The 26,106-nt window shown below is 66.6% G+C and carries 24 protein-coding genes and 2 tRNA genes; 12 read left to right on the top strand and 14 right to left on the bottom strand.

Annotated features, from left to right (window positions below; genetic code table 11):
* Positions 1-366, bottom strand: coding sequence for a hypothetical protein (locus AC1RJ5_RS02585; RefSeq protein WP_493111532.1), 366 nt, complete (start codon positions 364-366; stop codon positions 1-3).
* A gap of 77 nt (positions 367-443) precedes the next feature.
* Positions 444-1,682, bottom strand: a complete 1,239-nt coding sequence (locus tag AC1RJ5_RS02580; RefSeq protein ID WP_269575231.1) for a TetR/AcrR family transcriptional regulator — start codon at positions 1,680-1,682, stop codon at positions 444-446.
* A gap of 142 nt (positions 1,683-1,824) precedes the next feature.
* On the opposite strand from AC1RJ5_RS02580, the gene AC1RJ5_RS02575 reads away from it, so the two are divergent.
* The 5 genes from AC1RJ5_RS02575 (at position 1,825) to AC1RJ5_RS02555 (ending at position 6,859) form a co-directional block, all read left to right on the top strand.
* On the top strand, positions 1,825-3,108 hold the full coding sequence (locus tag AC1RJ5_RS02575; RefSeq protein WP_493111529.1) for an acyl-CoA dehydrogenase family protein: 1,284 nt from the start codon (positions 1,825-1,827) through the stop codon (positions 3,106-3,108).
* 103 nt (positions 3,109-3,211) lie between these two features.
* Complete coding sequence (locus AC1RJ5_RS02570) at positions 3,212-4,297, top strand: Zn-dependent alcohol dehydrogenase (protein ID WP_493111527.1); 1,086 nt, start codon at positions 3,212-3,214, stop codon at positions 4,295-4,297.
* On the top strand, positions 4,294-5,310 hold the full coding sequence (locus AC1RJ5_RS02565) for a phosphotransferase family protein (RefSeq protein WP_269575234.1): 1,017 nt from the start codon (positions 4,294-4,296) through the stop codon (positions 5,308-5,310). Before AC1RJ5_RS02570 ends, AC1RJ5_RS02565 begins: the two co-directional genes overlap by 4 nt.
* The gene (locus tag AC1RJ5_RS02560; RefSeq protein WP_493111525.1) at positions 5,307-6,074 is read left to right on the top strand and encodes an SDR family oxidoreductase; all 768 of its coding nucleotides are present in this window, start codon (positions 5,307-5,309) and stop codon (positions 6,072-6,074) included. Before AC1RJ5_RS02565 ends, AC1RJ5_RS02560 begins: the two co-directional genes overlap by 4 nt.
* Positions 6,074-6,859 (top strand): SDR family NAD(P)-dependent oxidoreductase, encoded by a 786-nt coding sequence (locus AC1RJ5_RS02555; RefSeq protein ID WP_493111523.1) that lies wholly within the window; start codon positions 6,074-6,076, stop codon positions 6,857-6,859. The genes AC1RJ5_RS02560 and AC1RJ5_RS02555 overlap by 1 nt, the downstream gene beginning before the upstream one ends.
* On the opposite strand, the gene AC1RJ5_RS02550 is transcribed toward AC1RJ5_RS02555, so the two are convergent.
* The 7 genes from AC1RJ5_RS02550 to AC1RJ5_RS02520 form a co-directional block, all read right to left on the bottom strand.
* Positions 6,856-7,755 carry a PhzF family phenazine biosynthesis protein gene (locus tag AC1RJ5_RS02550; protein ID WP_269575236.1) on the bottom strand — a complete coding sequence of 300 codons (900 nt, stop codon included), beginning with the start codon at positions 7,753-7,755 and terminating at the stop codon, positions 6,856-6,858. The genes AC1RJ5_RS02555 and AC1RJ5_RS02550 overlap by 4 nt on opposite strands.
* A 24-nt stretch (positions 7,756-7,779) precedes the next feature.
* The gene (locus AC1RJ5_RS02545) at positions 7,780-8,178 is read right to left on the bottom strand and encodes a hypothetical protein (RefSeq protein ID WP_269575237.1); all 399 of its coding nucleotides are present in this window, start codon (positions 8,176-8,178) and stop codon (positions 7,780-7,782) included.
* 60 nt (positions 8,179-8,238) lie between these two features.
* Positions 8,239-9,132: an acyl-CoA thioesterase gene (locus AC1RJ5_RS02540; RefSeq protein ID WP_342249932.1), complete on the bottom strand. Its 894-nt coding sequence runs from the start codon at positions 9,130-9,132 to the stop codon at positions 8,239-8,241.
* Positions 9,132-10,256, bottom strand: a complete 1,125-nt coding sequence (locus AC1RJ5_RS02535) for an acyl-CoA dehydrogenase family protein (RefSeq protein WP_493111520.1) — start codon at positions 10,254-10,256, stop codon at positions 9,132-9,134. Before AC1RJ5_RS02535 ends, AC1RJ5_RS02540 begins: the two co-directional genes overlap by 1 nt.
* A gap of 141 nt (positions 10,257-10,397) precedes the next feature.
* Positions 10,398-11,555 (bottom strand): acyl-CoA dehydrogenase family protein, encoded by a 1,158-nt coding sequence (locus AC1RJ5_RS02530; RefSeq protein WP_269575240.1) that lies wholly within the window; start codon positions 11,553-11,555, stop codon positions 10,398-10,400.
* Positions 11,556-11,721: 166 nt separating this feature from the next.
* On the bottom strand, positions 11,722-13,749 hold the full coding sequence (locus AC1RJ5_RS02525) for a 3-hydroxyacyl-CoA dehydrogenase NAD-binding domain-containing protein (RefSeq protein WP_493111517.1): 2,028 nt from the start codon (positions 13,747-13,749) through the stop codon (positions 11,722-11,724).
* 21 nt (positions 13,750-13,770) lie between these two features.
* Complete coding sequence (locus tag AC1RJ5_RS02520) at positions 13,771-14,994, bottom strand: serine hydrolase domain-containing protein (protein WP_493111515.1); 1,224 nt, start codon at positions 14,992-14,994, stop codon at positions 13,771-13,773.
* A gap of 218 nt (positions 14,995-15,212) precedes the next feature.
* Between AC1RJ5_RS02520 and AC1RJ5_RS02515 the strand changes: the two genes are divergently transcribed.
* Positions 15,213-16,916: a class I adenylate-forming enzyme family protein gene (locus AC1RJ5_RS02515; protein WP_493114615.1), complete on the top strand. Its 1,704-nt coding sequence runs from the start codon at positions 15,213-15,215 to the stop codon at positions 16,914-16,916.
* Between the two features lie 66 nt (positions 16,917-16,982).
* Complete coding sequence (locus tag AC1RJ5_RS02510) at positions 16,983-18,122, top strand: threonine aldolase family protein (protein ID WP_493111513.1); 1,140 nt, start codon at positions 16,983-16,985, stop codon at positions 18,120-18,122.
* Between the two features lie 12 nt (positions 18,123-18,134).
* On the opposite strand, the gene AC1RJ5_RS02505 is transcribed toward AC1RJ5_RS02510, so the two are convergent.
* Positions 18,135-19,610, bottom strand: a complete 1,476-nt coding sequence (locus AC1RJ5_RS02505; RefSeq protein ID WP_493111511.1) for a glycerol kinase — start codon at positions 19,608-19,610, stop codon at positions 18,135-18,137.
* A 227-nt stretch (positions 19,611-19,837) separates the two neighbouring features.
* Between AC1RJ5_RS02505 and AC1RJ5_RS02500 the strand changes: the two genes are divergently transcribed.
* From AC1RJ5_RS02500 to AC1RJ5_RS02490, 3 genes are all read left to right on the top strand, one after another.
* Positions 19,838-21,040: an AI-2E family transporter gene (locus tag AC1RJ5_RS02500; protein WP_446745982.1), complete on the top strand. Its 1,203-nt coding sequence runs from the start codon at positions 19,838-19,840 to the stop codon at positions 21,038-21,040.
* 46 nt (positions 21,041-21,086) lie between these two features.
* Positions 21,087-21,163, top strand: a tRNA-Asp gene (locus tag AC1RJ5_RS02495).
* A gap of 89 nt (positions 21,164-21,252) precedes the next feature.
* Positions 21,253-21,329 (top strand) — tRNA-Asp (locus tag AC1RJ5_RS02490).
* A 78-nt stretch (positions 21,330-21,407) separates the two neighbouring features.
* Here AC1RJ5_RS02490 and AC1RJ5_RS02485 read toward each other — a convergent pair.
* The 4 genes from AC1RJ5_RS02485 to AC1RJ5_RS02470 all read right to left on the bottom strand — a co-directional run bounded on the left by AC1RJ5_RS02485 (position 21,408) and on the right by AC1RJ5_RS02470 (position 22,930).
* Positions 21,408-21,635 carry a DUF2842 domain-containing protein gene (locus AC1RJ5_RS02485; RefSeq protein ID WP_269575245.1) on the bottom strand — a complete coding sequence of 76 codons (228 nt, stop codon included), beginning with the start codon at positions 21,633-21,635 and terminating at the stop codon, positions 21,408-21,410.
* The gene (locus AC1RJ5_RS02480) at positions 21,617-22,168 is read right to left on the bottom strand and encodes a 5-formyltetrahydrofolate cyclo-ligase (RefSeq protein ID WP_269575246.1); all 552 of its coding nucleotides are present in this window, start codon (positions 22,166-22,168) and stop codon (positions 21,617-21,619) included. The genes AC1RJ5_RS02485 and AC1RJ5_RS02480 overlap by 19 nt, the downstream gene beginning before the upstream one ends.
* A 274-nt stretch (positions 22,169-22,442) precedes the next feature.
* Positions 22,443-22,745 (bottom strand): cell division protein ZapA, encoded by a 303-nt coding sequence (locus tag AC1RJ5_RS02475; RefSeq protein WP_184166458.1) that lies wholly within the window; start codon positions 22,743-22,745, stop codon positions 22,443-22,445.
* Positions 22,745-22,930, bottom strand: a complete 186-nt coding sequence (locus AC1RJ5_RS02470; protein ID WP_184166455.1) for a hypothetical protein — start codon at positions 22,928-22,930, stop codon at positions 22,745-22,747. The genes AC1RJ5_RS02475 and AC1RJ5_RS02470 overlap by 1 nt, the downstream gene beginning before the upstream one ends.
* Before the next feature lie 185 nt (positions 22,931-23,115).
* Between AC1RJ5_RS02470 and tkt the strand changes: the two genes are divergently transcribed.
* Together tkt and gap are read left to right on the top strand one after the other, a co-directional pair.
* Positions 23,116-25,092, top strand: a complete 1,977-nt coding sequence (gene tkt, locus AC1RJ5_RS02465; protein ID WP_342249926.1) for a transketolase — start codon at positions 23,116-23,118, stop codon at positions 25,090-25,092.
* Positions 25,089-26,096: a type I glyceraldehyde-3-phosphate dehydrogenase gene (gene gap, locus AC1RJ5_RS02460; protein ID WP_184166449.1), complete on the top strand. Its 1,008-nt coding sequence runs from the start codon at positions 25,089-25,091 to the stop codon at positions 26,094-26,096. The genes tkt and gap overlap by 4 nt, the downstream gene beginning before the upstream one ends.
* Positions 26,097-26,106: the final 10 nt, after the last annotated feature.

Here is a 26,106-nt window from a genome sequence, read left to right as displayed (position 1 = left end):
TTATCCGTCGGTATCGAGCAGCAGCTTGCCGCTCTTGCCGTTCGCGGCGCGCAGATCGATGCGAAGCCAGCCATTCTTGCGATCGTTCCCCGTCACCGTGACTCCGCGGCTGACCCGCGCGATGTCCTCGAGCATTTTCGCGAGGTCGCTCTGGCTATAGGCTCCCTCCCTTTGCGAATGATATTTCGCGGCCCATTCGGCGCGTGCGCGGGCATCCGCGTTCACTGCCGCCGCCAGGTCGCGGGCGAGCAGCTTGTCTCTTTCGATCGCGGCGGGATCGATCGTGGCCTGCGTGGTCTGCGCAACGGCAGCAAGGGGAGGCGTCAGCGCACTGGCTAGCAGCAACACAAAGTGAATCTGCCGCATCTTATTCTCCATTCCAGCCATTTCGGATGGATTAGAGATCTGGATACGCGGAGACAGCGCGATGCGACGAAAGCCGACTATCCCGCCAGAACGCGATCGTCGAACAGGCCGAAGGCGATCGTCGAGGCGTAATACGCCACCGCCTTCTCGCGCGGCATGGTGCTGGCCCATTTGCGCATGTCGAAGGCGGCGTTCTGCAGCGCCATCAGCGTCTGCGAGGCGACCAGCGGGTCGATCGCGCGGATCGAGCCCTGGGCGATGCCGTCGGACAGCATGCCGGCGAAGCGGCGGGCGATACGGTTCGAACGGTCGATCATCGTCGAGCGGACCTGGGGCGGCAGGCCGGAGAGCGCGGTGGTGCGCAGCAACGGGCCGCGTTCGCTGAATTGATAGTCGAGCAAAGTCGCGATCGTGCTTTCGAGCTGCTCCCAATGGGTGCCGCCGGCATTCTCGGCCAGGCGTTGCGCATCGGTGATGATGTCGAAGCTGCGCTTGTAGCAGGCGATCACCAGATCGTCCTTGGCATCGAGATGGTGGTAGAAGCTGCCCTTGGTGACGTTGAGTTCGCTGGCGATCTTCTGGACCGAGGCGCCGCGATAGCCGAGCTCGTTGATCAGGCGCGTGGCGGCGAGCAGAAAGGCTTCCCGGCCGGGCTCGGGCTCGTCATGCTCAAGGTCGAGCATATGCGGGGTCCAGGCTTCCCCTGGGCCAGCGATGCCCGTGCGGAACACGTCCATCAGCCGCGCCTCGACGCGGGTATATTCGTCCACCTCGTAGCGCGGCAGCCAGGCGGTCAGCCAGAAGGTGTTCTCGAGCAACACGTGCGCGCGGGCACCGTGGAGATCGGTCTCCGCGCGCGTGGTCGCGGGGCCCCAGAGCGTGCGCGTCTTGCGGAAAACGCCCCGCCAGCGATCGAGCAGCTCGCGCTTGATCGGATCTTCCATGGCGCGGAGATCCGAGAGGATCGCGAAATCGCGCTCCTCGCCTCGGCGGATGCGGGCGAGCCGTTCCATGTTGATGTTGAGATAGCGGGCGACGCGCGCTTCGGGAGTCGGCTCCTTGCCGGCATCGTCGAGCATCGCCTCCAGCCGGTCGAGCGTCTGCTCGAAGGCGGCGGCGGCAAGGTCTTCCTTGCGCTTGAAGTAATAGGTGACCGACGTGGTGTTGAGCCCGACGCGGCGTGCCACGTCGGCAAAGGTCATCCCCTTGGCGCTCTGCTCGTTGATCGCGTCCGCGGCCGCGGCGAGGATCGCATCCCGCTTGGCCTGAAAGCGTTTCGTCGCGCTTGCGGTTTCTAGTTTCCCCGGTGCATTCATTGCAACCAGTCTAGCGGATTTGACGGCTAGCCAAAGCGGTTTTTTGAATCGAGGTTGTGCCGATTTTCGCGCCGGCCCGACTTTACCGAATATCCGGTATGCTCTACGCCGATCCGTGAAGCAGAAACGGAGAGGATGCGCCATGGATTTCACGCTGAGCGAGCGCGAGACCTATTTCCGCGACCGCGTGAAGGCCTTTATCGACACCAGGATCCGGCCCCGCGACGGCGACTATCACGCCCAGCAGAAGGAGGGCGATCGCTGGAAGGTGCTGCCGGTGATCGAGGAAGTGAAGGCCGAGGCCAAGGCCGCGGGACTGTGGAATTTCTTCATGCCGCCGCATTCGGGCCAGTCCCATGTCGACGACAGTTTCGAGTTCCAGGGCACGCAGCTGACCAACCTCGAATATGCGCTGTGCGCCGAGGAGATGGGGCGGCTGGGCTGGGCGTCGGAGTGCTTCAACTGCTCCGCGCCCGACACGGGCAACATGGAGGTGCTCCATCGCTACGGCACCCGGGCTCAGAAGGACCAGTGGCTCAAGCCGCTGATGCAGGGCGAGATCCGGTCCGCCTTTCTAATGACCGAGCCGGCGGTGGCGAGCTCGGATGCGACCAACATCCAGACCAGCATGGTGCGCGACGGCGATCATTATGTGATCAATGGGCGCAAGTGGTGGAGCTCGGGCGTGGGAGACCCGCGTTGCGCGGTTTCCATCGTGATGGGCAAGACCGACACCGGTGCCGCCAAGCATGCCCAGCAGAGCATGATCCTGGTGCCGATGGACGCCCCCGGCGTGAAGATCGAACGGATGCTTTCGGTTTTCGGGTATGATCATGCGCCGCACGGGCATGGCGAAGTGGTTCTCGAGAATGTTCGCGTGCCGATCGAGAACATGCTGCTGGGCGAAGGACGCGGGTTCGAGATCGCGCAGGGCCGGCTTGGGCCGGGGCGCATCCATCATTGCATGCGCACCATCGGGGTTGCCGAGGAAGCGATCGAGGCGATGGCCAAGCGTCTGGTCAGCCGCGTGGCGTTTGGCAAGCGCCTCTCGGACCACTCGGTGTGGGAGCAGCGGATCGCGCGCGCGCGCATCGATATCGAGATGACGCGGCTGCTCTGCCTGAAGGCGGCGGACATGATGGACAAGGCGGGCAACAAGGCCGCCCAGCTCGAGATCGCGATGATCAAGGTGCAGGCGCCGCAGATGGCGCTGCAGATCATCGACGACGCGATCCAGGCGCATGGCGGCGCGGGTGTGTCGGGCGACTTCCACCTTGCGCATGACTGGGCCGGCATCCGCACGCTGCGGCTCGCGGATGGTCCGGACGAGGTTCACGCCCGGGCGATCGCGCGGAACGAGTTCGGGAAGTATGCGGACTTCAAAGCGGACCGGGCTTCGTCGGGAGATGTGGGGGTTTCGCGTTAATCGTCACCCCGGCGAAAGCCGGGGTCTCAGGCGAAGGCGCGGGAAAAGCGCCGCACGAGATCCCGGCTTTCGCCGGGATGACGGAAATTGGGATGGGAGAGTGATGAAAGCAGCCGTTCTCTACGAAGCGGGCAAGCCGCTCGAGATCACCGATATCCGCGTCTCCAAGCCTGGGCCGCGCGAGGTGCTGATCCGCACCAAGGCGGTGGGCGTGTGCCGGTCCGACCTGCACTTTGTCGATGGCGCCTTCCCGCATCCGGTACCGACCGTGCCGGGGCATGAGGCGGCGGGCGTTATCGAGGCGGTAGGCAGTGATGTCGCGCATCTGAAGGTCGGCGATCATGTCATCACCTTCTTCACCGTGTTCTGCGGCAGCTGCGAGATGTGCGTTACCGGGCGGCCCTCGCTGTGCATCGATCCCTCGACCCGGCGCCCGGCCGATGCGGAACCGCGGCTGTCGCTCCAGGATGGTACCGGGCTGGCGCCGTTCCTTAACCTCTCGGCCTTTGCCGAGCAGATGCTGGTACATGAAAACGCCTGTGTGGCGATTTCGAGGGAAATGCCTCTGGACCGCGCGGCGCTGCTCGGTTGTGCGGTGATCACCGGGGCCGGGGCGATCTTCAACGACAGCCGGGTGCGGCCCGGCGAGAGCGTGGCGATCATCGGCGCGGGCGGGATCGGGCTTGCTGCGATCAACGCCGCCAAGATCGCCGGGGCGGGGACGATCCTGGCGATCGACCCGGTGCCCGAGAAGCGCGAGCTGGCGCTCAAGCTGGGCGCAACCCATGCACTCGATGCGATGGCCGAGGGGCTGGCCAAGGACGTGCTCAAGCTGACCGGCGGCGGCGTCCATTATGCGATCGAGGCGGTCGGGCGGCCGAATACCGCCGAGCTGGCCTGGAACATCCTGCGCCGCGGCGGCACCGCGACGATCCTCGGGATGATCGCGCCGGGCGGCAATGTCAGCCTGCCCGGGCCGACCTTCCTGACGGGCAAGAAGATCCAGGGCTCGCTGCTGGGCAGCACACGCTTCCCGATCGACATGCCGCGCCTGGTGCAGATGTATCTCGACGGGCTTCTCGACCTCGACACGATGGTCGCCGAGCGGATCAGGCTGGAGGATGTGAACCATGCACTCGACAAGCTGCGCAAGGGCGACAGCGTGCGATCGGTAATCGAGTTCGCATGAGCGACCTCGACGAAGCGAAGCTGGCGGACTGGCTGGCGGCGAACGTTGCCGGCTTTGGTGGGCCGATCGCGGTTACCAAGTTCCCCGGCGGGCAGAGCAACCCGACCTATCGGATCGATGCGGAGAGAGCTTCCTATGTGCTCAGGCGCAAGCCGTTCGGGCCGATCCTGCCCTCGGCCCATGCGGTGGAGCGCGAATATGCGCTGATCGCGGCGCTGCACCCGACCGGCTTCCCGGTCGCGCGGCCCTATGGGCTGTGCGAGGATCCCGAGGTGCTGGGGGCACCCTTCTACATCATGGAGATGGTGGAGGGGCGAACGCTCTGGGACGGCGGCTTGCCGGGCATGACGCCGGCGGAGCGGACGGCGCATTATCATGCGATCATCGATACGCTCGCGGCGCTGCATTCGGTGGACTATGCGGCGGTGGGGCTGGGCAGCTACGGCAAGCCGGGCAATTATTTCGCCCGCCAGGTCGAGCGCTGGACGAAGCAGTATCGGGCAAGCGAGACCGATGCGCTGCCCGAGATGGAACAGCTGATCGCGTTCCTGCCGCGCACCGTGCCCGAGCAGACGCGGACGAGCATCGTTCATGGCGACTTCCGTATCGACAACATGATCTTCGCGCCCGTCGCGCCGCGTATCGTGGCGGTGCTCGACTGGGAGCTGTCGACGCTTGGCGATCCGCTGGCGGACTTCTCCTATTTCCTGATGAGCTGGGCGACCGAGCCCGAGGGGCGATCGGGCGTGAAGGGACTCACCGGACCGGAGACCGGCATCCCGACGATCGAGGATGTGGTGGCGCGCTATTGCGCGGCGACCGGGCGCGACGGCGTGCCCGACCTGAACTGGTATTTCGCCTATAACCTGTTCCGGCTGGCGGGGATCGTCCAGGGGATCAAGAAGCGGATGATCGACGGCAACGCCTCCTCCGCCAATGCGGCCGCGACGGTGGAGCGGCTGCCTGGACTGGTCGCACAGGCCTGGCACTTCGCGCAGGAGGCAGGGGCATGAGCGGATTGTTCGACCTGGCCGGCAAGGTAGCGATCGTTACCGGCTCCTCGCGGGGGATCGGCAAGGCTTCGGCCGAGGCGCTGGCGGATGCGGGCGCGAAGGTAGTGATCTCGAGCCGCAAGCAGGATGCCTGCGACGCGGTCGCGGCCGAGATCAACGCGAAGCACGGCGAAGGCACTGCGCTGGCGGTGGCGGCGAGCATTTCGGACAAGGAAGCGCTCAAGCATCTCGTTGAAGAGACGCGGCGGGTGTTCGGGCGGGTGGACGTGCTGGTCTGCAATGCGGCTTCCAACCCCTATTACGGGCCGCTCGAGGGCATCGCGGACGACCAGTTCCGCAAGATCCTCGACAACAATATCCTCTCCAACCACTGGCTGATCCAGATGGTGGCCCCGGAGATGCGCGCGCGGCGCGAGGGATCGATCGTGATCATCTCGTCGATCGGGGGCTTGCGCGGATCGCCGGTGATCGGCGCGTACAATGTCTCCAAGGCGGCGGACCTGCAGCTCGCGCGCAACTATGCTGTGGAGTTCGGGCCGGACAATGTGCGGGTCAACTGCATCGCGCCGGGGCTGATCAAGACCGATTTCGCCCGCGCGCTGTGGGAGGATCCCGAGCGGGCGAAGGCAACCAACGCGACCACGCCGCTGCGGCGGATCGGCGAGCCTGAGGAGATTGCCGGGGCCGTGGTGTATCTCGCCAGCCGGGCGAGTGCGTTCATGACGGGCCAGGCGATGGTCATCGACGGAGGAGTGACGATCTGATGCAGTTCGCGGGCAAGGTTGTGATCGTTACCGGGGCTGGCTCGGGGATCGGACGCGCGACGGCGCGGGCATTTGCCGATGCAGGCGCCAAGGTGGTCGCCGCCGACCTGAGCGAGGCAGTCGGGGAGACGATCGCCGGGCGCGAGGGCATGATCGCGGTGCACATGGATGCCGGTGACGAGGCCGATGTCGAGCGGGTGGTCGCCACCGCGGTCGATAGCTTTGGCGGGCTCGACATCTTCTACGCCAATGCCGGCATTTCGGGCGGCGCGACGGGCATCTTCGACACGCCGACCGAGCTTTGGGCCGAGGTGCTTCGCGTAAACCTGATCGGGCCGGCGCTGGCGATCAAGCATGCGGGCCCGCGGATTGTCGAGCGCGGCGGTGGTGCCATCCTTTGCACCGCCAGCGTCGCCGGGCTGCGTTCGGGTGCCGGTGGCCCGGCCTATTCGGCCAGCAAGGCGGGTGTCATCAACCTGGTCCAGACTGCGGCGCAGCAGTTCGCGGGATCGGGCGTGCGCGTGAATGCGGTCTGCCCGGGGCTGATCGAGACCGGCATGACCGAGCGTGCCTTCACCTATGCCCGCGAGACCGGCAAGGAGGACAAGCTCGGCCGATTGAACCCGCTGCGCCGGGCGGGCCAGCCCGAAGAGATCGCGCGGGTGGCGCTGTTCCTCGCTTCCGACCAGGCGAGCTATGTCAACGGCCAGGCTTGGGTGGTGGATGGCGGACTTTCGTCCAGCCATCCGGTGACACGCCAGGAGTTCGGCAAGCCGGCGTTCTAAAGCGTCACCTCGCCGCGGAACACCGGCACGCAGCGGCCGGCGACACTGCTGCGGATGCCGTCGGAGGTGCGGCGGGCGATGACGGTCAGGTTGCTGGGGCGGCCCATCTCGACGCCCTGTCGCACCTGGAAGCGCGCGGTTTCCGCCTCGCCGAGCGAGAGCAGCAGCGCGCCGAGCGTGGCGTTGGCGCTGCCGGTGGCGGCGTCTTCCCAGGTGCCGCTGAGCGGGGAGAACATGCGGGCGCGGATGCGCTGTTCCTCGCGGGCATAGAGGAAGATCGACAGGCGCTCGGCATTGTCGCGCTCCGTATCGGCGAGGCGGCGATAGGCTGCGATATCCGGTTGAGCGAGGCTCAGCGCTTCCTCGGTGACCTCGACGAAGACGAAGTCGACGCCGGTGGTGGCGCGGGTTGGCAGGTGGGAGGCTGTTACCAGGTCAGCGACATCCAGGTTCAGGCAGGCGGCAATGCCTTGGACGGGCAGCGTGCCAAGCAACTGAAGCGGCTGGGGTGCGTCGATCTCCGCACCAAGGGGACTGCCGCTTGCGTCGCGTTCGATGCGCACCTCGACCAGGCCGGCGATTTCCTCGAAGCGGAGCGTGTCGCCCGCCTCCGGGCGCAGACCGGCAAGGACATAGCCGGTGCCGACATTGGGATGGCCGGCAAAGGGCATCTCGGCGGTGCGGTTGAAGATGCGGACCCGGGCGGTGTGTGCCGGATCGGCTGCAGGCAGGACAAAGGTCGTCTCGCTATAGTTCATCTCCGCCGACAGCGCCTGCATCTCGGCGTCGCTCAGCCCGCCGGCATCGGGGAACACCGCGAGCGGATTGCCGCCGAAGCGGGTCTCGGTGAACACGTCGAGCGTGACATAGGCGAAGCGGCGCGGTGCGGTTTCCATTGCGCCGGTCTAGCGGCTGGCGGCTCAGGCGCAATTGGGATCGGCGACCGGATTGCCGGTGGCGCGGTAGAGGCCGTCCTTGCCGGGTGCGACTTCGATCGGCTTGACGCTGAAATAGCTGCCGCCGCCAAGCGCACGATCGAGGATGCAGAGCTTCAGCGCCTTGTCGCTCCGGTCGAGCAGACTGACGCGGAAGGTCCAGCTCTTGTCGGCCAGCTCGAACACCGCCGAATTGCCGTCGCGGATCGGGTTGGTGAACCCGTAATCCGCCAGGGTGCGCAGCCCTTCCTTGCGGCGTGGGCCGGTGGAGTTCGGAAAGCTGGTGACGTCCAGCTTGCTGGCGATCTCGACCGGATCGGCGGCGTCGGCGGTGACCGTCGCCAGATCCTGTGAAAACAGTGCCAGCACCGTGGCGATCATCATGGCTGCGAGCTCCCCGCGATATGTCCTGCCCTGCCAACGCGGGGGAAAGCCCGTGCGTTCCTAGTCCTTTACGCGGATCAGTCCTTCCTGGGTGACGCTGGCGACGAGGCGGCCGTCGCGGCTGTAGATGCGGCCGCGATTGAAGCCGCGCGAATGGCCAGCCCAGGGGCTGTCGGTGGTGTAGAGCAGCCACTCGTCGAAGCGGAACGGCTCGTGCAGCCAGACGGCGTGATCGAGGCTGGCGGTCTGCACGCCGCCGGTCATCCAGCTTACCCCGTGCGGGAGCAGGCAGGTGCCGAGCAGGGTCATGTCGGTGGCGTAGGTGAGCATCGCGCGGTGGAGCGCGGGATCGTCGGGCAGGGGGGCGACGACGCGGAACCAGCTGTGCTGGACCGGCTCCTGCGCCACGGGCTTGAACCAGTTGCGCGGATTGACCGGGCGGATCTCGATGGGCCGCGCGCGCAGGAAGAAGCGGCGGAATTTCTCCGGCACCTCGTCGCGGATCGCCTCGCGCAGGTCGCGTTCCGAGACGAGACTGTCCGGATCGGGTACGTCGGGCATGTCGAACTGATGGTGCAGGCCCTCGGCCGGAAGCTGGAAGCTCGCGGTCATGTTGAGGATCGGCTGGCCGCCCTGCATCGCGATGACCCGGCGATTGGCGAAGCTGCGCCCCTCGAAATCGCGGACCACCCGGTAGATGATCGGGTGGTTCTCGTCCCCGGGCCGCATGAAATAGGCGTGGAGAGAGTGGGCGAGCTTGTCATCCTCTATCGAGCGCTGCGCGGCCTGGAGCGCCTGCGCCACGACCTGGCCGCCGAAGACGCGGCCGACCCCGCCGGGCTGGCGGGGGCCGCGGTAGAGATCGGTATCGATGCGCTCGACATCGAGCAGGGCAGTGAGCTGGTCGACCAGGCCCCGGGGGTCTTCGGCGCGTTCGGGTGGGGTGGTGTCCATCAGTAGCCGGACGCCTCGGCCAGGGCGTTGGCGTGGTAGTTGGTGTCGCCGAACATCTCGGCCAGGACGCGGGCGCGCTTCATGAAGAAGCCGATGTCGAACTCGTCGGTCATGCCGATGCCCCCGTGCATCTGGACACCTTCCTGCACGGCCAGCGTGGTGGCAAGGCCGGTCATCGCCTTGGCGACCGCCACCGCCTCGACCGCGTCCTGGCCGGCGTCGAGCAGCTGCTGGGCCTTGAGCACGGCGGCGCGGGCGACTTCCATCTCGCTGTAGAGATGGGCGGCCCGGTGCTGCAGGGCCTGGAAGCTGCCGATCGCGACGCCGAACTGCTTGCGATCCTTGAGGTAATTGACCGTCATGTCCATCGCCCCGCCGCCGACGCCGACCAGCTCGGCCGAGGCGCCGGTGCGGCCTGCCGACAGCAGGCGGCCGAGGGGGCCGTCACCCTGGTCGACTTCGCCCAGGACTGTATCGGAATCGACACTGACATCGGCAAAGGTGACATGGGAAGCCAGGCTGGAGTCGGCCAGGCGCTCGGTACGGACATCGATTCCGGGGGTTTTCGGGTCGATTACGAAGAGCGTTACGCCCGAACTGGACGCTCCAGCCGCGGAAGTTCGCGCGGCGACGATCATCAGGTCGGCGACATGGGCGTGGGCGACGAAACGCTTGGTGCCCGACAGCCGAAAACCGTTGCCCGCGCGCTCGGCGGCGAGCGAAACCTGACCTGTGAACTTCGGCGTCTCATCGATCGCAAGCGCCGCGACCGTGTCGCCAGCGAGGATGCCGGGGAACCAGCGCCCGGCATGGCCAGTGCCCTTCAATGCCTCGACCGCCGCCACCGCCGTGGCGAGGAAGGGGGAGGGCGACAGGTTGCGGCCGATCTCCTCGAGCACCACGCCCGCCTCGACATGGCCGAGGCCGAGGCCGCCGTCCGCTTCCGGGATCAGGATGCCGGTGAAGCCCATTTCGGCGAACTGTTTCCAGAGCGCGCGGCTGAAACCGGTGGGGTCGTTCGCGTCGCGCAGCGCGCGCATGTGGCTGACCGGGGCTTCCGCGGCGACGAAGTCCTTCGCGGTGTCGCGGAGCATGGTCTGGTCTTCGTTGAGGTAGAGGGGCATTTCTTCTCTTCCTTAAGCCCTCTCCCTTTGGGAGAGGGTTGGGTGAGGGTGGTCTCCACATGCGTTTCCGTTTGTGGCGACCCTCACCCTTCCGCCGACTGCGTCGGCTCCCTCCCTCTCCCAATGGGAGAGGGAATTTGGTCAGCTCGGCAAATCCAAAATCCGCTTGGCGATGATGTTGAGCTGGATCTCGCTAGTGCCGCCCTCGATCGAATTGGCCTTGGTGCGTAGCCATGACCGGGCTGCGGCGCCCTGGTGCGAGTCCGCGCTCTCCCATTCGAGCGCGTCGCTGCCGCCGGCGGCCATCTGGAGCTCGTGGCGGGTCTTGTTCAGCTCGGTGCCATAGTACTTCATCATCGAGGGCTGGGCAGGGTGCGCCTGGCCGGCCTTGAGCTCGTCGATGAACTTCTCGGACATCGCCGCGAACGCCTTGGAACGGACTTCGAACAGCGCGATCTGGGCACGCAGGATCGGATCGACGCCCTTGCGCGCGCTTTCCACCAGCGGGTCCTTGCCGGCACCGCCCAGGCCGAAGCCCGAGATCATCTCGCGCTCATGGCCGAGCAGGTATTTGGCGACGTCCCAGCCCTTGTTGAGGGTGCCGAGCAAATTGGCCTTGGGCACTTCGACATTGTCGAAGAAAGTCTCGCAGAAGGGCGAATTGCCGCTGATCAGCAGGATCGGCTTGGTCGAGACGCCGGGCGAGGCCATGTCGAACAGCAGGAAGCTGATGCCCGCCTGCTTGACGGTCTTGTCGGTGCGGACGAGGCAGAAGATCCAGTCGGCCTTGTCGGCATAGCTGGTCCAGACCTTCTGGCCGTTGACGACGAAATGATCGCCCGCATCATCCGCGGAAGTTTGCAGGCCCGCCAGATCGGAGCCGGCATTGGGCTCGCTATAGCCCTGGCACCAGCGGATTTCGCCGCGTGCAATCTTCGGGAGATGTTCGAGCTTCTGTTCCTCGGTGCCGTACTTCAGCAGCGCCGGGCCGAGCATCGAGATGCCGAAGCTGTTGAGCGGGTTGCGCGCCTTGATGCGCTTCAGCTCCTCGCGGAGGACCTTGGTCTCGGCCGGCGAGAGCCCGCCGCCGCCATAGGCGCTGGGCCAATCGGGCACGGTCCAGCCGCGCGCGGCCATGCGATCAAGCCAGACCTTCTGGTCGGGATGCGCATATTCCGGATTGCGGCCGCCCCAGGTGGTTTCCTTTTCCGATTTGGGCGGGGTGCGCATCTCGGCCGGGCAGTTTTCCTCCAGCCAGGCGCGGGTTTCGGCGCGGAAGGTTTCCAGATCCTCTGCCATTCATCCTCTCCAAAACCCTCTCCCGGCGGGAGAGGGAGGGGCCCGCTCGGCGTCAGCCGAGTGGGAGGGTGAGGGTCGTTGATCTCTTCGGCCTTGGCCGACCCTCACCCTTCCGCCGACTTCGTCGGCTCCCTCCCTCTCCCAATGGGAGAGGGAGAGTGGTTCCTTACTTGTTGAACTTCTCGCCCTTTTCCGCCTTTTCGCGGAGCAGGGGAGCGACTTCGAAGCCGTACTTCTCGAGGCCCTCGACGATCTTCTTGAGACCCTCGGTGTCGGCCCAGAACATCGGGCCGCCGCGGTACGGGGGCCAGCCATAGCCGTACACCCAGACGACATCGATGTCCGACGCGCGCTGGGCCATCTTCTCGGCGAGGATCAGCGCGCCTTCGTTGACCATGGTGTAGAGCGTGCGGACGACGATCTCCTCCTCGGTGATCTCGTGCTGAGGCACGCCCAGCTTCTCGCGCCACTCGGCGATCAGCTCGGCGACGCGCGGCGAGTTCGAGGGGGTGCGCTTCTCGTCATAGTCATAGAAGCCGGCGCTCTTCTTCTGGCCCCAGCGACCCTCGGCAGCGAGCGCGTCGCGGATGTTCTCGATCCGGTTCGGGTCGCGGTGCCAGCCGATATCGACGCCAGCGAGATCGGCCATCTGGAACGGACCCATCGGCATGCCGAAAGCGACATGGACCTTGTCGATCTGCTCGGGCGTGGCGCCTTCGAGCAGCATCTTGTTGGCCTCGACCTGGCGCGGCATCAGCATGCGGTTGCCGATGAAGCCGTAGCAGACGCCGGCGATGACAGCGACCTTCTTGATCTTCTTCGACACGGCCATGGCAGTGGCGAGCACGTCGTCGGCGGTCTTGGCGCCGCGGACGATCTCGAGCAGCTTCATCACGTTCGCCGGCGAGAAGAAGTGCAGGCCGAGAACGTCCTGCGGACGCGAGGTGGCCGCAGCGATCTCGTCGATGTTGAGGTAGCTGGTGTTCGAGGCGAGGATGGCACCCGGCTTGGCGATCTTGTCCAGCTTGCCGAAGATGTCCTTCTTGACGTCCATATTCTCATAGACGGCCTCGATGATCAGGTCGCACTCGCCGAGCGCGTCGAAATCGAGCGTCGGGTTGAGCAGGCCCATCGCGCCTTCGACCTGTTCGGCGGTCATGCGGCCCTTGGCGGCGGTCGCCTCGTAATTCTTGCGGATGACCCCGGTGCCGCGATCGAGCGCTTCCTGCGCCATCTCGACGATGGTCACCGGCACGCCGGCCGAGAGGAAGTTCATCGAGATGCCGCCGCCCATCGTGCCGGCGCCGATTACGCCGACGCGCTTGATGTCGCGGAGAGCAATGTCCTCGGCGATACCGTCGATCTTCGCGGCCTTGCGCTCGGCAAAGAAGATGTGGCGCAGCGCGGCGGACTGAGTGCCCATGATCAGCTTCATGAAGCCCATGCGCTCGGCCTGGACGCCCTCGGCATAGGGCTTGCCGGCGGTCTGCTCGATCAGGTCGAGGATCGTGTTCGGTGCGTCCATGCCGCGGAAGCGCTTGGCGTTCTTGGCGCGGAACGCCTCGAACACGGCGGCGTCAACGGTGACCGGGCGCTCGGAGGAGCGCGAGACCGGCTTGCCGATCACTTCCTGTGCGAAGGCGACCGCATCGGCGACGAGATTGCCCTCGGTCGCGAGGCGGTCGACCAGACCAGCGGCCTTGGCCTGCTCGGCCGAGATCGGATCGCCCTTGGTCGCCATTTCGAGCGCGACTTCGACGCCCGCGACGCGCGGCATGCGCTGGGTGCCGCCGGCACCGGGCAGGATGCCGAGCTTGACTTCGGGCAGGCCGAACTTCGCCGAGGGGACGGCGATGCGATAGTGCGAGGCGAGGGCGACTTCGCAGCCGCCGCCGAGCGCGGTGCCGTGCACGGCCGAGATCACCGGCTTGTCGAGCGCTTCTATCTCATCGACCAGCACTGGGAGCGACGGCTCCTGCATTGGCTTGCCGAACTCGGTGATGTCGGCGCCGGCGAAGAAGGTCTTGCCCGCGCAGGTGATGACGACGGCCTTGATGCTGTCGTCGTTCTTCGCTTCCTGGATGCCCGCCTGGATGCCCTGGCGGACCGCCGCGCCGAGCGCGTTCACCGGCGGATTGTCCGAGGTGATGACCAGGACGTCGCCCTGGCGGGTGGTGGTGATGGGGGAGGTCATTCTAGTCTCCAACGGATAAGTTCAGTCGTTCAAAGCGGAATAGATCATCGTCTTCAGCTCGCGCCGGATCGGGTAGAGCATGGACGGGGAAAGCTGCGTCATGAAGACCATCGAGATGCGCTCGACGGGATCGATGAAGAAGGCGGTCGAGAACATGCCGCCCCAGTAGAACTCGCCGGCCGAGCCGGGCATCAGCGTCTTCGCGACATCGGTGGTGACGGCGAAGCCCAGGCCGAAGCCGGTGCCGGCGTTGGTCGTCTCGCTGAACAGCGACTTGGACAGGCTGGCGAGATCGCCGCTGCCGGGCAGATGGTTGACCGTCATCAGGTCGACCGTCTTGCGGCTGACCAGCCTTGTGCCGTTCAGCTCGCCCTTGTTCAGGAAGAAGGTGCAGAAGCGGTGATAGTCGAGCGCTGTGGAGACGAGGCCGCCGCCGCCCGAGACGAGGCGCGGGGGCTTCGACCAGGCGCTTTCGGCGCCGCGATCGTACATCACCCGGCCCTTGCCCTGGACCATAGTCCAGCAATCGGCGAGGCGATCGGTCTTCTCCGCCGGCACGGTGAAGCCCGTGTCGTGCATGCCAAGCGGCGCGAAGATGCGCTGCTCGAAAAAGTCGGCAAGGCCCATGCCGGAGACACGCTCGACCACGGCGCCGAGCACGTCGGTGGAGACCGAGTAGTTCCACTCGGTGGCGGGCGAGAATTCGAGCGGTATCCGCCCCAGCGCCGCGACGAACTCGTCGAGCGTCAGATTGCCGTGCCAGTTCTCGATCTTGCCTTCGCGATAGGCGGCATCGATGTTGGTGCGGTTCTGGAAGCTGTAGGTCAGGCCCGAAGTGTGGCGGAGCAGGTCGACCATCCGCATCGGCTCGCCGGTGGGGATCGTCTGGAAGGGCACGCCGCCGCCACCCGCCTTGAATACGCCGAGATTCTTGAACTCGGGCAGGACGTGGTGGACGGGCGTGTCGAGCGCGACCTTGCCCTCTTCGACCAGCATCATGAAGGCGAGGCTGGTGACCGGCTTGGTCATCGAGGCGATACGGAAGATCGTGGTCTGGTCGACGGCCGCGCCGCCTTCGCGGGCGGCACCCTGATGCGAGAAATGGACGATCTCGCCGCCCCGGGCGATCAGGATCTGGGCATGGGGCAGCTTGCCCGAGTCGAGGTAGCGCGCTTTCACATAGGCATCGATCCGCGCCAGCCGGACCGCATCGAAACCGTGGTTTTCGGGCTTGGCAATCTTCATGCGGCTGGCATACCTCTCATTCGAAAGCGATGACTCGCGTCTTCTCAAGGACACGCTTCCCCTATTGCCTTGAGCGCGCGATGAATCAACACTAACGTTGTTTACGGTACGGCATCCGATGCCAAACCCAACATTCTAGAAACATAACGCACATAGATTTGGAGAGAATCGCCTTGGCCCCCGAACCGATCGTGCCGCTCGACCCCAACTGGCCTGCCATGTCGCTGGAGCAGGTGAAGGGGGCACTGACCGCTCCGGGCCAGCGCTTCGAGATGGACGAGGTGGAAATCCGCGGCGTGCCGACGCGGGTGTGGAAGGGCGCGCCGCCCACCCTGGGCGTGCTGGCGCAGCTGGCGCGGCTCTATGGCGACCGGGTGTTCACCGTCTATGAGGACGAGCGTGTCACCTATGACGCGAACTACCGGGCGGTGTGCCATCTGGCGCAGAAGCTGAGCGAGATGGGCGTGGGGAAGGGCGACCGTGTCGCGCTCGCCATGCGCAACCTGCCCGAATGGCCGACGATCTTCTTCGCTGCGACCAGCCTAGGGGCGATCATCGTGCCGCTGAACGCCTGGTGGACGGGTGGCGAGCTCGAATACGGCATGAAGGATTCGGGATCCAAGGTGCTGTTCGTCGATGCCGAGCGGCATGCCCGGCTGAAGGACTGCTACGCGCGGCTGCCCGACCTGGAGCGGGTGGTGGTGAGCCGCTGCGACGAAGAGCTGGACGGCAATGCCAGCCGGCTCGAGGTGCTGATCGGCACGCGGCATGACTGGGCGAGCCTGCCCGATATTCCCTTCCCGCAGGTGGCGGTGACGCCCGAGGACGACGCGACGATCTTCTATACCAGCGGCACGACGGGGAACCCCAAGGGCGCGCTGGGCACGCACCGCAACATCTGCACCAACATCCTGTCGAGCGGGTACAGCGCGGCCAGGGCGATGCTGCGCCGGGGCGAGATGCCGCCGGCGATGATCCCGCACAAGGTGGGGCTGCTGGTCATTCCGCTGTTCCACGTCACCGCGTGCAGCGCGGCGCTGATGGGCGGCATCGCCACGGGGCAGACGGTGGTGTTCATGCGCCGCTGGGATGCCGAGAAGGCGATGGCGGTCATCGAGCGCGAGAAGGTGACCTTCACCGGCGGCGTGCCGACGATCGCCTGGCAGCTGCTCGAGCATCCGGCGCGCGAGAAATACGACCTCTCCAGCCTGGAGGCGATCTCCTATGGCGGCGCGCCCTCGGCGCCCGAGCTCGTCAAGCGCATCTATGAGGAGTTCGGCGCGCTCCCCGGCAATGGCTGGGGGATGACCGAGACGATGGCGACGGTGACCCAGCATAGCGGCGAGGATTACCTGACCCGCCCGACCAGCGCCGGCCAGCCGGTCGCGACGGCGGACCTCAAGATCATGACCGTCGAGGGCGATCGCGAACTTCCCATTGGCGAAGTCGGCGAACTCTGGGCCAAGGGGCCGATGATCGTGAAGGGCTATTGGAACAAGCCCGAGGCGACGGCGGAGACCTTTGTCGACGGCTGGGTGCGCACCGGCGACCTGGCGCGGCTCGACGAGGAGGGGTTCCTCTACATCGTCGACCGGGCGAAGGACATCATCATCCGCGGCGGCGAGAACATCTATTCGAGCGAAGTCGAGGACGTGCTCTACGCCTTCCCCGGCGTGATGGACGCCGCGCTGATCGGCGTGCCGCACAAGACGCTGGGCGAGGAGCCGGTGGCGGTGGTCCATCTGGCGCCGGGCACCAATGCGAGCGAGGCGGAGCTGCAGGACTTCGTCCGCGCCCGGCTGGCAGGGTTCAAGGTGCCGGTGCAGGTGCGCTTCGTGGCGGACACCCTGCCGCGCAACGCCAATGGCAAGATCCTGAAGAAGGACCTGCGCGAGCTGTTCGTGGGCGAGGCCGCGGCCTGAGGCGCAATAGCGCTGGCCGAAAGGGCGGCGCGCGCTAAGCTCGGCATCCGAAAGGGAGACCGAGGGATGCACATCGACCGCAGGGCGTTTTTCGGTGCCACGGCCGCAGCACTGACCATTCCGCAGCTCGCCCGAGCGGCGGGCTTGTGGCAGTCCGCGCCGGCCTTTCCGCCAGTCGATGCGCACAGCGTCTGGCTGGTCGGCGATTCCGCGCCGCCCGATCCGGTTGCGATGTCGGCGCGGCTGGCGGAGCTGGCGGGCAGCGGATCGGTGCGCGACGGCTATCTGAACGGCGGCGCGGTCGAGGCGCTGGAAAAGGCGTTCGCTGCCCATCTGGGCAAGGAGGCCTGTGCCTTCTTCCCCACCGGCACGCTGGCCAACAATGTCGCGCTGCGGGTGCTGTGCGGCGATGCGCCGCATGCGCTCTGCCAGCAGGACAGCCATCTCTATCGCGACGAAAGCAACATGGCGCAGCGCATGGCCGGCATCAATCTGGTGCCGCTGGGCGCGGGGAAGGTGACGCCGACGCAGGAGGAACTGGTCGCGGCGTTCGATGCCGCGGAGAAGGGGCCGTACGCGCTCAAGGTGGGGGCGATCTCGCTCGAGAGCCCGGTGCGCCGGCTCGAGGGCGGACTGATCCCGTCGAAGCGGATCGCCGAGATCGCGGTGCTCGCGGCGGCGCATGGCACGCGGATGCACCTGGATGCCGCGCGATTGCTGCTTGCGCCGCCCTCGATCGACCGAGCCGCCTATGTCGCGCCGTTCGAGACGGTCTATGTCTCGCTCTACAAATATCTGGGCGCACCGTTCGGAGCGGTGCTGGCGGGACCGGCGGCGACGATCGCCAGCGCGCGCGAGTGGCGGCACCTCTATGGCGGGCTGATCTACCAGGGCTGGGCACCAGCCTTGCTCGCGCTTGACGGACTGCAGCATTTCCCCGAGCGCATCGCCAAGGCGCACGGCGTTGCAGAGACGCTGTTCACCGCGCTTGAGCACAGCGGCAAGGTCAAGCGCGTGGCGAACCCCGACGCGTCCAACATCTATCGGCTCGAAATGCCGCAGGCGGCGGCAGAGGCTGCGTTCGAGCGCGGTCGCGCCGCTGGCGTGCGGATTGGGCGGTGGGACAAGGGATCGATCCCGTTCTTCGTCAACGAGACGCTGCTGCGCCGCCCGGTGGAAGACTATGTGAAGCTGTTCCTGGGGTAGGTGCCCCCGTCCTCACTCCACTCTTGCGGGGGTGACGACGGAGAGGACGGCCTGGCGCCACCCCATGAGGCGGGCTTTGCGGCTTTCAGCATCCAGCTTCGGCTCGAATGTCAGCCCCGCGCCGCGCATCTTCGTGGCGTCCTCCAAGCGACTGAACATGCCACAGCCGATGCCCGCCAGCATCGCGGCGCCCAGAGCGGTGGTCTCGGCAAAGTCGGGACGGTCGACCGGGATGGCGAGGATGTCCGCCAGGTCCTGCGCGATCCAGTCGTTGGTGACCATGCCGCCGTCGATGCGCAGTCGCGACCAGTCGGCACCGTCCGCGGCGAAGGCGGTCTTCAGGTCGTGGCTCTGGTGCGCCATCGCTTCCAGCGCAGCGCGGACGATATGGGCGCGGGTAGCGGCGAAGCTGAGGCCGGAGATCGATGCGCGCGCCTCCGGCTCCCACCAGGGCGCGCCAAGGCCGGACAAAGCGGGGACGAGATAGACGCCGCCATTGTCCTTCACCGAGCGTGCCAGCGGCTCGGTATCCTGCGCCTTCTCGATCAGCTGTACCGAATCGCGCAGCCATTGGACCAGGCTGCCGGCGACGAACACCGAGCCTTCGATCGCATAGGTGCGCCGCCCGCCGAGCTGCCACAGTACGGTCGCGAGGAGGCGGTTCTTCGAGCTGGGCGGCGCGGTGCCGGCATTGGTGAGGACGAAGGCGCCGGTGCCATAGGTCGCCTTGGTATCGCCGCGCTCGAGGCAGGCCTGGCCGATCGTCGCGGCCTGCTGGTCGCCGGCTAGGCCGCAGATCGGAATCTCGCCGCCGAAGAGGCGCGTGGTGCCGAACCGGCCTGCGCAATCGACGATCTCGGGCAGCGCATCGCGCGGAGCGGAGAACATCTCCAGCGAGCTGTCGCTCCAGCCGCCCGAGCCGAGGCCCATCAGCAGGGTGCGCGAGGCATTGGTGGCGTCGGTGATATGGAGGCCGCCGGTGAGCTTCCAGACCAGCCAGCTCTCGATCGTGCCAATGGCGAGGCGGTTGCCCACGCCCTTGAGCTGGGGCCAGTGCTGCATCGCCCAGGCGATCTTGGTGCCGGAGAAATAGGGATCGAGCAGCAGGCCTGTGCGGGCCTGCACGCCCGGCTCCTCGCCGGCATCGCGCCAGGCACGGCACATCGCGGCGCTGCGGCGGTCCTGCCAGACGATGGCAGGGGCGAGGGGCTCTCCCGTCGTCTTGTCCCAGAAGACGATCGTCTCGCGCTGGTTGGTGATGCCGATCGCCGCGATCCGGTCCGCGCCGCCGGCCTCGCGGACCATGGCATGGGCGCATTCGAGGGTGCGCCGCCAGATCTCATTGGCATCATGCTCGACCAGGCCGGGCCCCGGATAATGCTGGGTGAGCTCGGCGCTGTGGCTGCCCAGGCACTTGCCCGACGGCGCGAACAGCATCGCGCGGGTGGAAGTGGTGCCCTCGTCGAGGACCAGGATGTTCTCGCCCATCGCGCGAGGCTAGCGGAGGGTCTCGACGGTTGGAAGCATGCTATTCCGCCGCGGAAGTCGGGCCCCGGGGGCACCGGGGAAGCAGCAGAGAAACCCTGGGCTCCGGCTTTCGCCGGGGAACAATGCCGTGCATGGGATGACGAAAGACGAGCGAAGCGCTAGGGTTACCGGAGCGAAAGGGAAGGGCAGAAGTGGACGATCGTTCGGGCAGCATTGGCGGCGAACCCATGGACGAGGGACTTCCCTCGGGGCCGGCACGGGCGCCGCTGCTCGGGCCGTCCACCCAGGAGAGCATGGGCGACGGGCAGAAGCGCGATCGGCTTATGGCCGCGCTGACGCTGATCGCCGGGCTCGGGCTGGTGCTCGCGCTGCCGTTCGCACTGCAGGCGGGCGCGGTGTTCTTCCTGCCGCTGACCACCGCGCTGGTGATCGCGATCGCGCTCGTGCCGCTGCTCGAATGGCTGGAACGGCACCGGCTGCCGGCGCCGATCGCGGCGTTCATCTGCGTGCTGCTGTTCCTGATCGCGGCGAATGTCGCGCTGGCATCGATCGTCGTTCCGGCATGGCAGTGGATCCGTGACCTGCCCGCCAAGATCCCGCAGATCCAGGAAAACCTGAAGCCGCTGATCGAATTCTACGCGAATCTCGATTCGTTCGTGAACAAGACGGTGATGAACTTCGCCTCGGCGCCGATGAAGCAGCCCGAGGTGATGGCGGCCACGCCGCCGCGTTCGCTGATCGACCTGTTCGCCACCTCGGCCCCGTCGGCGCTGGTCGAGATGTTCTTCGCCATCCTCGTCATCTACTTCTTCCTCTCCGGCTGGACCCGCCTGCGCCGCAACGCGATCACCAGCCGGGCGAGCTTCGGCGGCGCGATGGCGACCGCGCGGGTGATCCAGGACGTGGTCGACGATACCTCGGCCTATCTCGGCACGATCACGGTGATCAACATGACGCTGGGCCTGATCGTCGCCGGCGTGCTCTGGGCGATCGGCATGCCGACCCCGCTGATGTGGGGCGGCATCGTCGCGCTGCTCAACTATATCCCCTATTTCGGCCCGGTATTCGCCGCGCTGCTGCTGGCCATGGGCGGGCTGATGACCTTCCCGGACCTGGGCTGGGCGTTCGTGCCGCCGATCGTGATGATCGCCTGCCACCTGATCGAGGCGAATGTCGTGACCCCGCTGGTGGTCGGTCACCGCCTGACGATCAGCCCGATCATGATCCTGATCTCGCTGAGCTTCTGGGGCTGGGTGTGGGGCACCACCGGCGCACTGCTCGCGGTGCCGCTGCTCATCATCATCCAGACCGTGGTCAACGCCGCGGGCAAGCCGGATATCGCCGGTTTCCTGTTCGAGCACGGCACCTTGGTGAACGATCCTGTGGATAATCGACCGCTGCGGCGAAAAAGTCGCGACCAATCCGGTTGACACCCCCAAAAGTCGCGTCTAGTGCCCGCCTCCTCGCTTCGAGAGAGCGGGTGTAGCTCAGTTGGTTAGAGCGCCGGCCTGTCACGCCGGAGGTCGCGGGTTCGAGCCCCGTCACTCGCGCCATTCCCCATGGTCTGACTGTCAGGGTGCGCCCCGTGCGTGCTTCGACCGGACGATTGGATACGGGGAGCGGTCTTCTCTCACACGCAGATGCGGGTGTAGCTCAGTTGGTTAGAGCGCCGGCCTGTCACGCCGGAGGTCGCGGGTTCGAGCCCCGTCACTCGCGCCATGCATCGCATGGCCCCTCCCGCCACCGATGGCGGTGACTCACCTCTTCCCGTTTGAGACCAGAACGCCTGATGGACGCTCAGGCGCGCCGCCAGCGACCGGTTTCCATCCAGCGGAGTACGCCGCCGAGCGGCAGGATCCAGATGATTCCGGTGACGACGTAGATCGGCAGCTGGGCGAGGATGTGCAGCCGGCCGATCCAGCCCGAGAAGCTGGCGACCAGGATCACCCAGGCGAATACCCAGGCGACGATGCCCAGCGCGCCGGCGGGCTTGCGCCAGCTCGGCTCTATGCTTCCGCGTGCCACGTCATGCCTTTCTCGGTAATCACCGCATTCAGCGGCACGTCCCAGATGTCGCTGGGGATGGCAGGCACTTCCTGGACCGACCAGGCCACGCCGACGCGCCAGGCATCGGGATAGCGGGCGAAGGCGCGGTCATAATGGGCGGCGCCCTGGCCGAGTCGATTGAGCCGCGCATCGAAGCCGACCAGCGGGGTGAGGATCACGTCCGGGGCGACTTCCGGGCTGTCTGCCTGGGGCTGGCGCAGGCCGAAGGGACCATCGACCAGAGGCTCGCCCATCCGCCAGGCGAGGAAGCGCAGCGGCTCGGCGCGGCCGACGACGAAGGGCAGGGCAAGCGTGCAGCCAGCCTGGGCGGCCGCGGCGGCGAGCTGGGTGGGATCCGCCTCGCTGCCGATCGCGACATAGGTGGCGACCGTCATGCCCGGCTGGAGATGCTCGATGAAATGCTCGGGGGCGAGGATCGCCTCGCTCGCTTCAATGGCGAAGGCGTCACGCTCCGCACGGAGCTGCGCCCGAAGGGCTAGCTTGTCGATCATGCCGACAGTGTAGGGGAGCGGTGGCGGGACCGCCATGGCCGTTTGCCAGAATATCCTCCGACGCCCGTTACGTCAGGTGGGGACCATGTGCCGCGGACCAGGATCCGCACAGGGACAGCCCCCATGGAAGATGAATAGCCTCAGGGATAATTGCAAGGCTCGTACCGGGCAGTGCCCGCCGCCTATGGATATAGGGGGCGGGGCGGGTGTCCGCAACGGGTTACGAGGTACTTCTTTCCCCGGCTTTCGCCGGGGAACCGTGCGGGTCGAAGGGTTACGCCTCGCTGGCGTCTTCCTCGAGCGCGGCAGCCACGGCCTCGAGCCGGTCGGCGATGCGCTCGAGCAGTACCGGCGACACGCCTTCCGGCGGGTTGCGCTCGGTCTCGTCGAGCAGGTCGGCGAGGATCAGCGACAGATAGACCAGAGTGCGCTCGGCATTGAGCCCGCCCGAGGCGCGTAGTGCCGTGTCGGCGTGGCGCTGCAGGATCGACTCGAGGTGGCGGATATGGGCTTCGTCGCCTTCGCGCGTGGCGACCGAATAGCTGCGGCCGGCGACGGAAATATCGATGTCGGCCATCAGTCCTGGTCCGCCTGAGTTTCACGCGCGATCAGCGCGTCGAGCGACGACACCGCATCCTCGATGCGGGACCGCAGCTTGGCGTGGCGCTGGGTGATGCGTTCGCAGGCATAGGCCCGCGCTGCAGCGGCTTTCTCGATGCGGACGAGGGCCTGTTCGATACGATCGGCGGGCGTACTTGCCATATCCAAGCGTTACGCACCCCATCCGAACCTCGCAACCCCTGAATGGCACCGGTTCCACGACGGGTTCGCCGAGCTGAAGCGAAGCAGCGCCGGTTCGAGTCCTGCACGGTTTCGCAGTGCCGAGGCGGTTGACGTGGGCCCGCAAGGGCACCAAAGGCGTCCGCGCCAGCATCAGGGGACTCCAAGTGACCGCAAGCTTCACCGACTGCGCCAATGCCATCCGGGCATTGTCGATGGACGCCGTGGAGGCGGCCAATTCGGGGCATCCGGGCATGCCGATGGGCATGGCCGACGTCGCCACCGTGCTGTTCCAGAATTACCTGAAGTACGACCCGGCCGATCCGAAATGGGCGGACCGTGATCGCTTCGTGCTCTCGGCCGGCCATGGCTCGATGCTGCAATATTCGCTGCTGCACCTGACCGGCTATGCCCGCCCGACGCTGCAGGACATCCGCGACTTCCGCCAGATCGGCAGCCCCTGCGCCGGCCACCCGGAGAATTTCGAGCTGGAAGGCGTAGAGTGCACCACCGGTCCGCTCGGCCAGGGCCTTGCGATGGCCGTGGGCTTCGCCGCCGCCGAGCGCCACCTCAACGCCGTCTATGGCGACGACCTGGTCGATCACCGCACCTGGGTGATCGCCGGCGACGGCTGCCTGATGGAAGGCATCAACCATGAGGCGGTCGGTCTCGCCGGGCATCTGAAGCTCGGCAAGCTGATCGTGCTGTGGGACGATAACAAGATCACGATCGACGGCGCGGTGTCGCTCTCGTCGAGCGAGGACATCCCGGCGCGCTACCGCGCATCGGGCTGGCAGGTCGTCGAGTGCGACGGCCATGACGCCGCCGACATCGCCCGCGCCTTCGACGAGGCGATCGCCAGCGAGCTGCCGTCGCTGGTCAAGTGCCGCACGATCATCGGCTTCGGTGCGCCGAACAAGCAGGGCTCGTCCAAGGTACACGGCTCGCCGCTGGGCGCCGACGAAGTCGCCGCTGCTCGCGTGACGCTGGGCTGGAACCACCCGGCTTTCGAGATCCCGGGCGATATCCGCGAGACCTGGCTGGAAGCCGGCAAGCGCGGTGCAACGCCGCATGCGGAGTGGAAGCAGCGCCTCGCGGCGCATGAGGACCGCGCCGAGTTCGAGCGCCGGATGCGCGGCGAGCTGCCGGCCTGGTTCTCGCTCTCGGATCATATCCAGGGCCTGATCGACGCGCCGCAGAAGGTTGCGACGCGCAAGGCGAGCGAAATGGCGCTCGAGGCGATCAACGCGCAGATCCCCGACACGGTCGGCGGCTCTGCCGACCTGACCGGCTCGAACAACACCCTGACCAAGGGCCTGGGCGCGTTCAACGCCGACAACTACGCCAGCCGCTATGTCTATTACGGCATCCGCGAGTTCGGCATGTCGGCGGCGATGAACGGCATGGCGCTGCATGGCGGCGTGATCCCCTATGGCGGCACTTTCCTGGTGTTCGCGGACTATGCCCGCGCGGCGATCCGCCTGTCGGCGCTGCAGCAGGCGCGCGTGATCTATGTGATGACGCACGACTCGATCGGCCTGGGCGAGGACGGCCCTACCCACCAGCCGGTGGAGCACCTGACCAGCCTGCGCCTGATCCCCAACCTCGACGTCTATCGCCCGTGCGACGTGGTCGAGACCGCCGAGTGCTGGGAACTGGCGCTCCAGCGCGCGGACGGCCCGGGCCTGCTCGCGCTCAGCCGCCAGAACCTGCCGCAGCTGCGCCTCGAGGCCGGCGAAAACCGCTCGGCACGTGGTGCCTATGCGATCCGCGAGGCCGAGGCGCCGCGCCAGGTGGTGCTGATCGCCAGCGGCTCGGAAGTCGAGATCGCCGTCGCCGTGCGTGATGAGCTGGAAGCCCAGGGCATCGGCGCCGACGTCGTCTCGATGCCGTGCTGGGAGCGCTTCGATGCGCAGGACGCACAGTACAAGCGCGACCTGCTGCCGGCGCATGCGCTCAAGGTCTCGATCGAGGCCGGCACGACGCTGGGCTGGGAGCGCTATACCGGCATTGATGGATTGAACTTTGGGGTGGATGGATTTGGCGCCTCCGGCCCCTATCTGAAGCTCTACGAGCATTTCGGGCTCACTGCGGGAGCCATCGTTCCGCAGATCGTCGAAAAGTTGAACGGAGAACAGGCATGACGAAGGTTGCGATCAACGGGTTCGGGCGCATCGGTCGACTGGTCGCGCGCGCGATCCTGGAGCGTCCGGATAGCGGGCTCGAGCTCGTCACGATCAACGACCTGGCCGATGCCAAGTCGAATGCGTGGCTCTTCTCGCGCGACAGCGTGCACGGCAAGTATCCGGGCACCGTCACTGCCGAGGGCGACGACCTGATCATCGACGGCACCCGCATCAAGGTGACCAAGGAGCGCGATCCCGCCAACCTGCCGCACGCCGAGAACGGCGTGGAGTTGGTGCTGGAGTGCACGGGCTTCTTCACCGACCGCGCTTCGGCCCAGAAGCACATCGACGCCGGCGCCAAGAAGGTGTTGATCTCGGCTCCGGGCAAGAATGTCGACCTGACCGTCGTCTACGGCGTGAACCATGACAAGCTGGAGGCCGGCCACACGATCGTCTCCAACGCGTCGTGCACCACCAACTGCCTGGCGCCGGTCGCGAAGGTGCTGAACGATACCGTCGGCATCGAGCGCGGCCTGATGACCACGGTCCACGCCTATACCAACGACCAGAAGATCCTCGACCAGATCCACCCGGACCTGCGCCGCGCCCGTGCCGCCGCGATGAGCATCATCCCGACCACCACCGGCGCCGCGCGCGCCGTGGGCGAGGTGCTGCCGGAGCTGAAGGGCAAGCTGGACGGCTCGGCGATCCGCGTTCCGGTTCCGGACGGCAGCCTTGTCGACCTGACCTTCACGCCGAAGCGCGATACCAGCGTCGAGGAAGTGAACGCGATCCTGAAGGCGGCGTCGGAAGAAGGCCCGCTCAAGGGCATCCTGCTCTTCTCCGACGAGCCGCTGGTCTCGATCGACATCGTCCACACCCCGGCTTCGTCGACCGTCGACAGCCTGGAGACCGCGGTGATCGACGGCAAGCTGGTGCGCGTCGTCAGCTGGTACGACAATGAGTGGGGCTTCTCGAACCGCATGGTCGACACGGCCACCGCGATGGCGAAGCTGGGCTAAGGACTGCCCT

It is taken from the genome of Sphingomonas sp. GW822-FHT03G08, from assembly GCF_058801135.1.
This window is presented reverse-complemented; position numbering and strand designations above follow the sequence as displayed.